The sequence below is a fragment of the Paenibacillus xylaniclasticus genome, from assembly GCF_004001065.1.
GTDB lineage: Bacteria > Bacillota > Bacilli > Paenibacillales > Paenibacillaceae > Paenibacillus_T > Paenibacillus_T xylaniclasticus.
In genome coordinates this window covers 1-12,336 of sequence record NZ_BIML01000013.1, presented here as the reverse complement: position 1 = coordinate 12,336, position 12,336 = coordinate 1, and the positions used below count along the sequence as shown (strand labels likewise).

The 12,336-nt window shown below is 47.1% G+C and carries 9 protein-coding genes; 1 reads left to right on the top strand and 8 read right to left on the bottom strand.

The annotated features are described in order from the left end of the window. Window positions 1-22: 22 nt before the first annotated feature. From hutU to PXY01_RS13645, 8 genes are all read right to left on the bottom strand, one after another. On the bottom strand, window positions 23-1,684 hold the full coding sequence (hutU, locus tag PXY01_RS13680) for a urocanate hydratase (protein ID WP_373864294.1): 1,662 nt from the start codon (window positions 1,682-1,684) through the stop codon (window positions 23-25). Between the two features lie 78 nt (window positions 1,685-1,762). After that, a complete protein-coding gene (gene hutH / locus PXY01_RS13675) occupies window positions 1,763-3,307 on the bottom strand; it encodes a histidine ammonia-lyase (RefSeq protein ID WP_127570582.1) in 1,545 nt (514 codons plus the stop codon). A gap of 303 nt (window positions 3,308-3,610) precedes the next feature. Continuing rightward, window positions 3,611-4,876 (bottom strand): histidinol dehydrogenase, encoded by a 1,266-nt coding sequence (gene hisD / locus PXY01_RS13670; RefSeq protein WP_373864296.1) that lies wholly within the window; start codon window positions 4,874-4,876, stop codon window positions 3,611-3,613. Between the two features lie 38 nt (window positions 4,877-4,914). After that, window positions 4,915-5,709, bottom strand: a complete 795-nt coding sequence (locus PXY01_RS13665) for an ABC transporter ATP-binding protein (RefSeq protein ID WP_127570580.1) — start codon at window positions 5,707-5,709, stop codon at window positions 4,915-4,917. A 6-nt stretch (window positions 5,710-5,715) separates the two neighbouring features. Continuing rightward, window positions 5,716-6,480, bottom strand: coding sequence for an ABC transporter permease (locus PXY01_RS13660; RefSeq protein ID WP_127570579.1), 765 nt, complete (start codon window positions 6,478-6,480; stop codon window positions 5,716-5,718). Between the two features lie 15 nt (window positions 6,481-6,495). After that, the gene (gene hutP / locus PXY01_RS13655; protein WP_127570723.1) at window positions 6,496-6,933 is read right to left on the bottom strand and encodes a histidine utilization transcription antiterminator HutP; all 438 of its coding nucleotides are present in this window, start codon (window positions 6,931-6,933) and stop codon (window positions 6,496-6,498) included. 91 nt (window positions 6,934-7,024) lie between these two features. After that, on the bottom strand, window positions 7,025-8,089 hold the full coding sequence (locus tag PXY01_RS13650; RefSeq protein ID WP_127570578.1) for an aliphatic sulfonate ABC transporter substrate-binding protein: 1,065 nt from the start codon (window positions 8,087-8,089) through the stop codon (window positions 7,025-7,027). A 497-nt stretch (window positions 8,090-8,586) separates the two neighbouring features. Beyond that, the gene (locus PXY01_RS13645) at window positions 8,587-9,234 is read right to left on the bottom strand and encodes a 2OG-Fe(II) oxygenase (protein ID WP_127570577.1); all 648 of its coding nucleotides are present in this window, start codon (window positions 9,232-9,234) and stop codon (window positions 8,587-8,589) included. Window positions 9,235-10,038: 804 nt separating this feature from the next. Here PXY01_RS13645 and PXY01_RS13640 point away from each other — a divergent pair. Next, window positions 10,039-12,159 carry a methyl-accepting chemotaxis protein gene (locus PXY01_RS13640; protein ID WP_127570576.1) on the top strand — a complete coding sequence of 707 codons (2,121 nt, stop codon included), beginning with the start codon at window positions 10,039-10,041 and terminating at the stop codon, window positions 12,157-12,159. Window positions 12,160-12,336: the final 177 nt, after the last annotated feature.

Sequence of the window (12,336 nt, the reverse complement as noted above, 5' to 3'; positions counted from 1 at the left end):
CCGATCCCCCTCTTATATCCGCTTAACCGAGCATCGGCATGCGCACGCCTCTAGCTTTAGCCGTCTCGATGGCCAGCTCATATCCCGCATCGGCATGACGCACAACGCCCATACCCGGATCGCTGGTCAACACGCGGGATAGTCTCTCTTCCGCATCTTTAGTTCCATCCGCCACAACGACCATACCTGCATGCATCGAATAACCCATGCCTACGCCGCCGCCATGATGCAGGGATACCCAGCTGGCTCCAGCCGCTGTATTGACGAGCGCGTTAAGCAGCGGCCAATCGGCAACCGCATCGCTTCCATCCTTCATCGCTTCCGTCTCGCGGTTCGGAGAAGCAACGGACCCAGCGTCCAAATGATCCCGTCCGATGACGATCGGTGCAGATAATTCACCCGAAGCGACCATATCGTTAATGACTTTGCCGAACTTCGCACGCTCCCCGTAGCCGAGCCAGCAAATACGGGAAGGAAGCCCTTGGAAGGCGATTTTGTCCTGAGCCATGCGAATCCAGCGGTGCAGCGGCTCATTGTCCGGGAACAGCTTTAGCACGGCTTCATCCGTCTTGCGAATATCCTCCGGATCACCAGATAGCGCCGCCCAGCGGAAAGGCCCTTTACCTTCACAGAACTGTGGGCGAATATAGGCAGGAACAAACCCCGGGAAGGAGAAGGCAGCCTCGACCCCTTCATCATAAGCGACCTGGCGAATATTATTGCCGTAGTCGAACGCAATTGCGCCGCGCTCTTTCATCGTCAGCATCGCCTCGACATGCCGCGCCATACTCGCTTTAGACAGCTTGACGTATTCATCTGGATTGTCCTCACGCAGCTGTTTGCCTTCCTCCATCGTGTAACCGGCTGGCAAGTAGCCGTTCAGCGGATCATGGGCAGATGTCTGATCCGTAATAATGTCTGGGATGAATCCGCGCTCAATCATTTGCGGCAGTATCTCTGCCGCGTTACCCACCAGACCAATAGACAGCGGGCTCCCCTGCGCCTTCGCTTCTTGCGCGAGCGAGATCGCATCATCCAGACTGTGTACCATCAAGTCGCAATAACGGGTTCTGATCCGTTTATCAATCCGGCTTTGGTCAACTTCAATACCAATGACCACACCCTCATTCATCGTGACAGCCAATGGTTGAGCGCCGCCCATGCCGCCTAATCCAGCCGTTACCGTGATCGTTCCTTTCAGGCTGCCGCCAAAATGCTGGCGCGCCAGCTCTGCGAACGTTTCATACGTTCCTTGTACGATTCCTTGACTGCCGATATAGATCCAGCTTCCTGCCGTCATTTGTCCATACATCATCAGACCCTTTTTATCAAGCTCATGGAAGTGCTCCCAGTTCGCCCAGGCCGGCACCAAGTTCGAGTTGGCAATCAGCACGCGAGGAGCATCTTTATGCGTCCGGAATACCGCTACAGGCTTGCCGGATTGCACCAGTAAGGTTTCGTTGTCTTCCAGCTCCTTCAATGATTTCACGATAGCGTCGAAGCTCTCCCAATTGCGGGCTGCCCTCCCGATTCCGCCGTATACGACCAGCTTCTCAGGATGCTCCGCAACCTCCGGGTCTAGATTGTTCATCAGCATCCGCAATACAGCTTCTTGCACCCAGCCCTTTGTATTCAGCTCCGTTCCTCTCGGCGCACGAATGACACGTTTTTCACTGCTTCCCATATTCATTTCCTCCCCAAACTTTTGACTTTGCCCTTGACAGCACCTATATCCTGCTAGACACGATTACGAAGTCTGCTATCAGTTAAGTTGACCTATCATTTGTTCCAGCTCAATCATCGAATCGACTTGCTTCATCCAGCCCGCAATCGTTCTGAAATCGCCCGACAGCACCCTGTCACGATCCACGAATGACACGTTGCTGCGGATTTGGCGGTACAGCCACGCCGTGCCTTCCCCTAGCAATGCCGGATTACGGAAATCCGCAGCCTGCGCTCCGCATAGCAGCTCAATCGCGAGTACGTTATAGGCATTGTCGACGATTTGCCGGGCTTTACGAGCCCCGATCGTCCCCATGCTGACATGGTCTTCTTGATTGCCCGAAGAAGGAATCGAGTCGACACTAGCCGGATGAGCAAGCGACTTGTTCTCCGACACGACCGAAGCCGCAGCATATTGAGCGATCATAAAGCCTGACTCCACCCCGCCATTAGCCGTCAAGAACGGCGGTAAGCTCTCGTTCAAGTGCGGATTGACCAAGCGCTCGATACGCCGTTCCGCGATATTAGCCAGTTCTGCTGCCCCGATAGCCAAATGATCCATGGCCAGAGCAATCGGCTGTCCGTGGAAATTGCCTCCTGAGATGACCCGATCCTCCTCTGCAAAAATCAACGGATTGTCTGTCGCAGAGTTCATCTCAATTTCGAGCTTCTCCCGCACATAAGCAATGGCATCCCGGCTAGCCCCATGCACCTGAGGCGCGCAGCGCAGCGAGTATGCATCCTGTACGCGGCGCTCCCCTTGATTCGTCATAAGCTGGCTTCCGGCCACCAGTCTACGAATACGGGCGGCCGATGCACGCTGACCCTTATGCGGACGGATTGCATGTGTTCGATCGTCGAATGCGTCACGCACTCCATACAGCGCCTCCGCTGTCAGAGCAACCGCATTGTCGGCCCAATCGGCTAAGCGTTCCGCATCGAAGCATGCCAGCGCTCCGACTGCTGTCATAACTTGCGTACCATTGATCAGCGCCAGCCCTTCCTTCGACTCCAGTACGATTGGCGTTAACCCTGCACGCTTCATTGCTTCTCCTCCGGGAAGCCGCTCGCCCTTGAAGTACGCTTCTCCCTCCCCGACAATAACAAGCGCCAAATGGGACAACGGCGCCAAATCTCCACTTGCTCCAAGAGATCCCTGCTCTGGAATGACCGGCGTTACGCCCCTGTTCAACATTTCCGCCATAAGGCTAACGACTTCCGGACGAATGCCCGAGTAACCGATCGCCACCGCATTAATTCTCAGCAGCATGATGGCACGCACGACTTCCACCGCGAACGGCTGTCCAATCCCGCAGGCATGGCTGCGAATCAAATTCAATTGCAGCACTTTGGCGTCTTCTTCCGGTATAAAAGTATCGCTAAATTTGCCAAAGCCCGTCGTTAACCCATACACGACTCTTTGCTCGCGGAGGAGCTTCTCTACGTACTCCCTTGTCCGCTGCATCACTTGCATGCTGCCCTCGTCGATTTCGACCTTCCATCCATGCCGGGCTACGTCTACAACATCCTTCAGAGTCAACGAGCTGCCATTAATGCGAACCGTGTGTTCAACTGTTGTCAGCATATCCTCACCTGCTTTACAAGAAAATAAAAAAGCCCATACCTCTTCCGGGTACCGGCTTCTATACACTAATCACTAAATGGCCGCTTAGCCATATTCAATTCTATCGTTATGAAAACTCAAGCACTGCACTAGTCAATCTGAAAATCACTATAAACTAAAGAATACGCACTATTCACATAAGACCTATAAATCGACATCCTAAATTAACTTGCTTCTAATGGACTTGCTTCTAACGGATTTGCTTCTAGTCTGCTTACTTATAACGGTCGACCTCGACTCAATCCTTCAGTGGATAGCTTCGAGTTATTTCTCCAGCCGTAATTCTACAGCACGGGCATGTGCCTGTAGTCCTTCGTAACGTGCCAAGGCAGCAATCTTGCGGCCGTTGTCCAGCATATCCTGGCGACTGTAGCAAGCAACGCTTGTTTTCTTGACAAAATCGTCTACCGATAGCCCCGAAGAGAATCGCGCGGTTCGTCCTGTCGGCAGCACATGGTTCGTCCCTACGAAATAATCCCCAATCGGAACCGGGCTGTTATCTCCAATAAAGATCGCTCCGGCATGCTTGATTTTGCCTAGATGGGCGAAAGGATCTTCAAAATGGATTTCCAAATGCTCGGTTGCCATTTCATTCACAATATCAATGGCTTCCTCCAAATGGTCCGCCAAACAGATCGCTCCGTAATTTTCTATTGCCTTCCCCGCAATGTCGCGCCGCTCCAATTGTTTAAGCTGCAGCTCGACTTCCGTCTGCACTTCCTTCGCGAGCGCTGCCGAAGTGGTCACAAGCGTTGTCGAAGCGAGTGGATCATGCTCTGCCTGAGCCAACAAATCGGCTGCAATATACGCCGCATTAGCGGATTCATCGGCCAGAATGACCACTTCACTAGGCCCTGCGATCATATCGATCGCCACTTGTCCGAACACTTCCCGTTTCGCTACAGCAACAAAAGCATTCCCTGGCCCGGTAATCTTATCGACTTTACGAATCGTCTCCGTCCCGTAAGCGAGCGCAGCGATCGCTTGCGCGCCTCCAACCTTGTAAATCTCTCGTATGCCTAATTCAGCAGCAGCTACTAACACTGCCGGATTCAATTTACCATCCTTGCCTGGCGGGGTTGTAATAGCAATTTCTTGTACGCCAGCTACCAGCGCCGGTATCGCGTTCATCAGGACGGAGGAAGGATAGGCGGCAGTACCGCCCGGCACATATAGTCCCACTCTTTCAAGCGGCAGTACAAGCTGTCCAAGAATCGTTCCGCTGCTCTGCGTCGTCATCCACGATTGGTTAACCTGACGCTGATGATAGTCTCGGATGTTGTGAATAGCGCCTCGCAGCGCATCCAGCACTTCCGGATCAATGATCCGATATGCTTCCTCGATCTCTTCTTCCTGAACCGCGATATGCGCAAGAGCAACCTTATCGAATGCTTCGGTCATTCGCTTAAGCGCTGCATCCCCATCCCGTCTCACCTCTGCAATAATGTTCAGCACCGTCTCCCGGCGTTCCGGATGATCGGATACCTGAGGCTGGGTCACCAGCAACTCCGACCTTGGCACAATTTTCAGCATACTACATACACCTCCGGTAATACCGCCCAAACCTATTAAGGTTGTAACGCCTCTTTTTGTTGTGATTTCTGTCTTACCAGCTCTGATACGATTTCCCGTTTGTAATGAAGGAATTCATCTGTCAGCATATCGTTCCAATCACGCGGCTTGTGCATGTCGATGGTCATTTCCTTGGCGACTCGACCAGGATGAGCACTCATAACGTACACGCGGTCGGACAAGTAGATCGCCTCATCGACATCATGAGTAACGAACAAGACGCTGCATTTCTCCTCTGTCCAAACCTTCATAAGTAAGTCTTGCATATCTCTGCGGGTTTGCGCGTCCAACGCGCCAAACGGCTCGTCCATCAGCAGCAGCTTAGGACGATAAACGAGCGCTCGTGCGATCGCTACCCGTTGCTGCATACCCCCGGACATTTGCACCGGATAGTGATTCTCAAACCCTTTGAGGCCAACCAATTCAAGATAGTGATAGGCCATATCCTTCTTCTGCGAAGCGCTGAGCCCCGGTGTTTTCTTAAGCGCGAATGCAACGTTCTCCCATGCGTGCATCCAAGGCAGCAAGCTGTATTGTTGAAATACGACGCCGCGATCTCTTCCTGCACCGTTGATTTCTACACCATTTAGCTTGAGTGATCCTCCGGTCTTCGTATCCAATCCTGCGACAAGTCGGAGAAAGGTTGATTTGCCGCATCCCGAAGGCCCGAGCAGGGAAATGAATTCCTCTTGCTGTATCGTCAAGCTGACTCGATCTAGAGCAGTAATTTCCTTCTTATGGCTGACGAACGTCTTCATGACGTTATCTGCGTGAAGCATAACCTCTCCCATCTTCAATCACCCCTTCGCCTTCTCCAGCATTTTCCATGGGAACATTTTGCGATACAGCCAGCTGAACAGCAGGTCTGTGAGAAGTCCCAGGAAGCCAATGATGAGAATGCCTAACACGATGCGGTCCGTTGCCAAGTAACGTTGAGCCTGCATAATGCGGAAGCCCAATCCATCGGAAGCGGCAACCAGCTCCGCGACAACCAGGTAAGTCCATGCCCAGCCCCAAGTCGTACGCAGCGTATCCATGATGCCTGGGAATGCAGCCCGAAATACAATGCTGCGAGTCACTTGCCATTTGGAGAAGCCAAGCGTATGGCCGACCTCAATCAGAGACTTATTGATCGTCTTACAATTGTCAGCAATCATGATAACTTCCTGGAAGAACACCCCAAGGAACAAAATGAAAAATTTCTGTAAATCGCTCGTTCCGAACCACAGAATGGATAACGGAATGAACGCGACGGCAGGCATATAGCGGATCAACCCGACGAACGGCTCCCAAATCGCTTGCCATGTGCGAGAAGTCGCCATCTTAAGCCCGATCGGAATAGCGAAAATCGTTGAGATCACAAATCCCATTAGGATCCGATAAAAGCTAGCCACAACATCACTGAAAAATATTCCTTCATCAATCTCATCAACGAGCGCATTAACGGTATCGCCAGGTGTCGGAAGGAATAATGGATCGATCATTTCGGAATACGTAACAATCGACCAGGCTGCCAGCACCACAAGGATACTTGCAACCGATATAAACGTATATTTCCTCACGCGTATCCCCCCTGCCTATATATGATTGAATCCAAATCCGATAGCTTCATGCTCAAAGCCTTTCTTAGGGGCACCGATTGTACCATAGATCGCAACCGCTATCCAATCCCCTTGATGTGGAACCGTTCCCGCAAACTTGCCTCGTACAATCGAGAAGGTCAAGCCTACAGTACGCAAAATGTTACCGAACTGCACCTCGCCTCGGCCAACGCCTTGCAGAGCTTCAATAATCGCATGGTAAACCGCGTGCACTTCCCGATACGATTCACCATCGATAATCTCATTGTTCTTAGCAGCTGTTTCGATCGCTGCGATCACCTTCATCATATCCATAGCCCCGACACGGCCGATCGCATAACGATACCCTTCAGTGCGCAGCTGCTGTTCAACCGTCTTCCTCCACGGGTGATCTTGGAGGGTTGCCAGCAAAATAGCCATCTTGCCTATCATCATCTTAGAATCTATTCCTTCGCTCACGATGACCCTCCTTTAATTGGATGTATCGCCTTCCCCCTGAATGAGAAGGAAGGCGACATTTTCATACTTATTGCAAGTGAAACATTTTGTTCAGGTCAATCGCTTGTTTCAGCGCTCCTTGCTCGATCATAATCTCTTGGATTTTCTTTGCGGTGTTCATAAATTCGCCGGATTCAGCTACAGCCGCTTGTTCTTTCGAAGTATAGTAGCTCATTCCCGCCAGAATGACCGGGAGCTCAGCAATATCAATGCCTGCATTCTTCGCAATGATCTCGTCGCCTGCTTCACGGTTGTTGTTCCAGTATTCCATCGTTTCATCCCATACTTGCTGCAGTTTCTCTTGCACATCTGGATGCTCCGTCAAGAATTCGGATTTAACGACCGCAATATCACTAATAATGCCAGGAGAATCAGCGCCGGAATACAATACCGTAACATCAAGTTTATCCTTAACAGAGGAGATATACGGCTCGTAAGTGACCGCAGCGTCTACCTTGCCAGACAGAAGGGCAAACCCAGCATCGGAAGCCGCCATATATACCACTTTTATATCATCCATGCTCATATTATTGTCATGCAGCGCTTGGCGCAGCAGCAAATCTGAAGTCGCACCTTCTTCGTAAGCAACTGTTTTGCCTTTCAGATCAGCGATCGTTTTAATATCACCTGTCGCCAAAATCGCATCGGCTTCTGCAGCATCGTCTAGCAGAATAATCCCTTGAAGACCCAGCTCGTTAGCCGCCTCCATTCTAATTGCTGTATTAGTAGCGACATTGGCAACTTTAATATTATTAGAAGCAAAAGCAGCATTCATATCGGCATCTTGAATGAAATTCACAACTTTCACGTCGAGGCCGTATTTTTCAAAAATGCCTTGCTCCGCTGCGATCCACCAAGGGGCATAACCAACCCACGGGGAAACCCCCATGCTGAAGGACAACGCTTTACCCGATTCCGGGGATTCCGGGGATTCCGGGGATTCCGAGGATTCGGAATTTGCATTGGAGTCAGAGCTGGTAGTCGAGCTTGTGCTGCTGGAAGCCTTGTCACTACCACCGCAGGCTGCCAACATTGCGACAAACAAGGACAAAACGACGAGCAGCAGGGAGTTCTTCTTGAGTACAGATTTCATAGATGACCACTCCAATTCTTTTAATTATCTAGATTATTTAATCTTATTAATCTTACTAAAAAACCGCGACTCAATGAACAATAAATGTTCACAAAGAACAAAAAAAATGCACGGACAATAACAGGAATACAAATAATCCCATTTATGCCATGCACATTCTAAAATTCTATTCACTATATTGTGCTTGTTTATATTCTATTCGTCTATATATGCTTTGTCAATCAATTATGTCAGGTTATTTCACATTTGCATCTCAACGACCTTGTTTATCAACCTATCTTGCGTAACGCAACCCCAAAGTTCAAATAAAACCAAATAATAATGCAAAGAAAAGCGCCGTTATACTATATACCTAGCAGATTAATATTCACTGACAAGTTCTAGATTAACTAATTGAGGGATGAAGAGACTTATTAAGTCTCCCCTTGTCAGAATACTTATCATCAGATCGACACCCTTGTAATTAGCTAACGATAATAAAACCATCCTCTGCCTGATTAACTTGGAATTAGACCAAAATCGCGGATTCGCTGTCTGCGCATCCATTGCGTTGCGACCCATTTGTCACCACGGACAACGGGAACGCTGCTGTGCAAGGTCAAGTTGTTGAGCGCTTGCTGTTGATAGAAATATTCAAAATACAACGCTGACCCACGCTCCGGCTTCACCCTAAGCTGCAGTAAGGGAAAGAGCGTCTCTCCCCCTTCCTCTACATCGTTCAAGTAGATGATCAGCGTGCTGATCCGATTATTCCTTGCCAAAGGGCTGTTCTGGCCGAAAAAGTCATAGTGAGCCTTATATTCTTGATTAGGACCATAATGAAGAACTTGCAAGCCTTCGGCATGCTCGATCGGCACGTTCATTAACTGTGAAATTCGCCTTTCGATGCGCCGGATGAACGGACTCTCCTCTTCTTCAAAAAACATCCCGCGACTCGTGCGAATCTCACTGACCACCTTGTTCACGAGTTTGGATTCTGTAAGACGGGGGCCGGCTGTCTCCATTAACCACTGACATTCATCGTCCGTAAGCAGCCGTTTAAGCTTCATAATTAATGGTTCCTTATGCAGTACCGTCGCCGCAACGACGCAGTCATCGAGCGAGTAGAAGGATTGAATCGGCAAGATAGATGTTTCCTCGCTCATATCTCTCACCTCTACAGTACAGAATTTCGTAGTAGCTTAACTAATAAGCTCTTAACCACAAGAATAATTATACATCAATGGGTGTTTCTATGAATATTCCCTCAACTGAATGACCAGCAGTCGATATGGGGTAGTAAATATCCCAAAAGCGCAAGGTGTCGATATGCTCCTCATTAAGTCTGATGCCACCTCGTTGAGACTTACGGACAAGACCACTTTGTCGACAAGTTCTTGAAATGTCCTCATAAATAGGCATTTCCTTAGCATTGTTCTGCCTCCAAAAAGAGATTATTGAAAAAGCCAAGAGGCGCCTATTTGTCGTGAACAGGAATCAATGAGCATTTCATTAACCCCCGCCTTAGACAAGTGGTATGCCTCTTAGCTTTATTAAAGAATAATGATGCCGCTCGATATCGTTCATCGTAGTTTTCGTATTCTGCAAAAGGGCAGACTTCCCCCTTGATAGCCGGTACGCGTTTTTGCCGACCCGAAAACTACCTACTTCGAACGATACGGAATGACATCCATTTCACCTCTTTTTGGAAAATACAGCTATCATATCCTCTTATCTATGATTACAGCAAGTACAAGTTTCTGTACACGCCAAAACGGGCGAATTTGTACATATAACTAGCTTGACATTAATATCTGTATCAAAGTATGCTGAAATTAATTAATACTTTCTAATGAATATAATACATATATTAGAAAAAAAATAACGATTTTGGATGTTCGCTGTTCTGATTTATGTAAAATTAGGTGGTTTTATATTGAGTTTTCATTATTCATATAAGGGGTTTTTCCATGGCTCAAGACACAAAGCAGTATAAAAGAAAGGCAAAGATCAATTTCAACACAATTAACAACAAATTAATACTATCAATTGTAGGGATTACGTTAATTTCCTTAGCGCTCGTAAGCTCCGTTGTATCATATAAAGTTAGTGAACAAACAGAGGAAGACTTTAGTCGATCAGTGGATGTCCAGCTTAAAAATATTGATGCAAGTATTGAGGCTTTCTTTGCTGAGGTTGAATCAAATTCTTTAATGTTAACAAACTTATCGTTGCTTAAAGAAACAGATAAGAGAATCACAACCTATGTGGACAAAAAAGGGATTGACGGAAAAGTTGCAATGAAACCACTCGAAGGAGATCCGTTCGAAGCAGAAGTATATAAAACATTTAAATCCTACGTAGAGTCTCACCCTAACATATTAGCTTCGTCTTTAGGGGTGGAAGAAAATGGCGGGTTTGTTCAGTATCCAGAAAATCCTCGTGATGAAGGGTATGATGCAAGACAACGTTCCTGGTATGAACTAGCGACTGCTAATCCAGACAAAGTTAATTTTTCAGATGCCTATACAACTTCCGGCGGTCAACTCGTAATTTATGCTGCAAGAGCTATTCTGGATGATAACAAACAACTACGCGGCGTATTGAGCATCGACATTGATTTAACGAGTTTAACCGACGTTATGAAGACGAATAAAATCGGCGAGACTGGTTATATCGTTCTTGCAGATCGTCTTGGCAATATCATTGCACATCCAAAAGATGATAGCTTACTATTTTCCAATATTTCCGCACTTGGGATTAAAGAATTTGAAGATGTTGAAAAGTTGCCGAAGGTGCCATTTAAAACAACATTAAATGGTCAGAATTATATATCTAGTGTTAACCCCTCTTCAAACCAAGAGTTAGGTCTTAACTACATTGTAATCGTAGAAGAAAGTGAGTTTACGAAAAGTGCTAGTGAAATAGAAAAGTTTATATTATTTACAACAGTGATTGTTATTATCGTTTCGATAATCATTGCTTATTTCATTTCCAGCAGAATATCAAAACCAATTAAGTTCGTTTCTTCCCACTTAAAACAGTTAGGAAATGGTGACTTCACCCCAGTCATTCCTGAAAAATATTTACGTCATAAGGGTGAAGTTGGAGATATTATGAGAGATACAAGCAATATGCAAACGAACTTAACGAAACTTATTGCTTCTATTTCAGATGCATCTAAAGTAGTTTCTGTTTCTTCAAATGAGCTAATGGAAACGAGCGAACAATCCGTCATTGCTGCTGATGAAGTTTCTCGAGCTATTGCGGAAATTTCTAAGTCTGCTGGAGAACAAGCAGTAGATACTGAACAAGGTGCTATGCACATGAATGAGTTAGGAAATCTCATTACGAAAGATCGCTATTATATTGCGAATCTTAATCAGTCTGCTAATGAAGTAGATGCGATCAAACTCGAAGTAATAGATATATTGAAGGACTTGGTTGAAAAGACAGAAAGCAGTTACGCAGAAGCTAAGGAAGTATCGGATGTCATTATTAATACGAATGAAAGTGCCTCAAAAATCGAAATGGCTAGTCAGATGATTAAAGGTATAGCAGAGCAAACAAACCTCCTTGCCCTAAATGCCTCTATCGAAGCAGCTAGAGCCGGAGAATATGGAAAGGGCTTTGCCGTTGTAGCTTATGAAATAAGAAAATTAGCAGAGCAATCTAATAAGTTCACACAGGAAATCTCCGAAATCATCCACGACCTAACCGGAAAGACGGAGTTTGCCGTTGAAAAAATTCATGAGGTTGGGCGAATCGTGCAATTGCAGACAGAAAGCGTGAATAATACTAATAGCCGAGTGGATCGAATTGCGGAAGCTATTGACAAGATGAAACAGGCAATTACCCACATCAATAACTCTTCGAATGAGATGGAAAGCAAAAAGAATGAAATTATCCAGATCATTGATAGCTTAGCTGCAAGCACTGAGGAAAATGCAGCAGGAACAGAAGAGGCATCTGCATCTGTAGAGGAACAAACCGCTTCGATGGAGGAAATTTCTACCGCTAGCAAGCGACTTGCTAAATTAGCACATGATATGCAGGAGAGTATAGATCAATTTAAATATTTAAAAGAATAGAAAGTGGAAAGAGCCAGGATAAAACTATTTAGCGTAAAAACTCCTGTGTGGACAATTATCCATACAGGAGTTTTTTATTAATGCATCATTTATAGTCTTTGTAATTTTCATATGAGTCTAAACAGAACCCCGTCCTCATGCGGACTGGGTTCCATGGTGGAGGCGAACCGCCGCTCT

Coding starts and splice junctions, on each gene's coding strand:
- hutU (WP_373864294.1), bottom strand. CDS start 1,684: ATGGGAAGCAGTGAAAAACGTGTCATTCGTGCGCCGAGAGGAACGGAG.
- PXY01_RS13645 (WP_127570577.1), bottom strand. CDS start 9,234: ATGAGCGAGGAAACATCTATCTTGCCGATTCAATCCTTCTACTCGCTC.
- hutH (WP_127570582.1), bottom strand. CDS start 3,307: ATGCTGACAACAGTTGAACACACGGTTCGCATTAATGGCAGCTCGTTG.
- PXY01_RS13650 (WP_127570578.1), bottom strand. CDS start 8,089: ATGAAATCTGTACTCAAGAAGAACTCCCTGCTGCTCGTCGTTTTGTCC.
- hutP (WP_127570723.1), bottom strand. CDS start 6,933: ATGATGATAGGCAAGATGGCTATTTTGCTGGCAACCCTCCAAGATCAC.
- PXY01_RS13640 (WP_127570576.1), top strand. CDS start 10,039: ATGGCTCAAGACACAAAGCAGTATAAAAGAAAGGCAAAGATCAATTTC.
- PXY01_RS13665 (WP_127570580.1), bottom strand. CDS start 5,709: ATGGGAGAGGTTATGCTTCACGCAGATAACGTCATGAAGACGTTCGTC.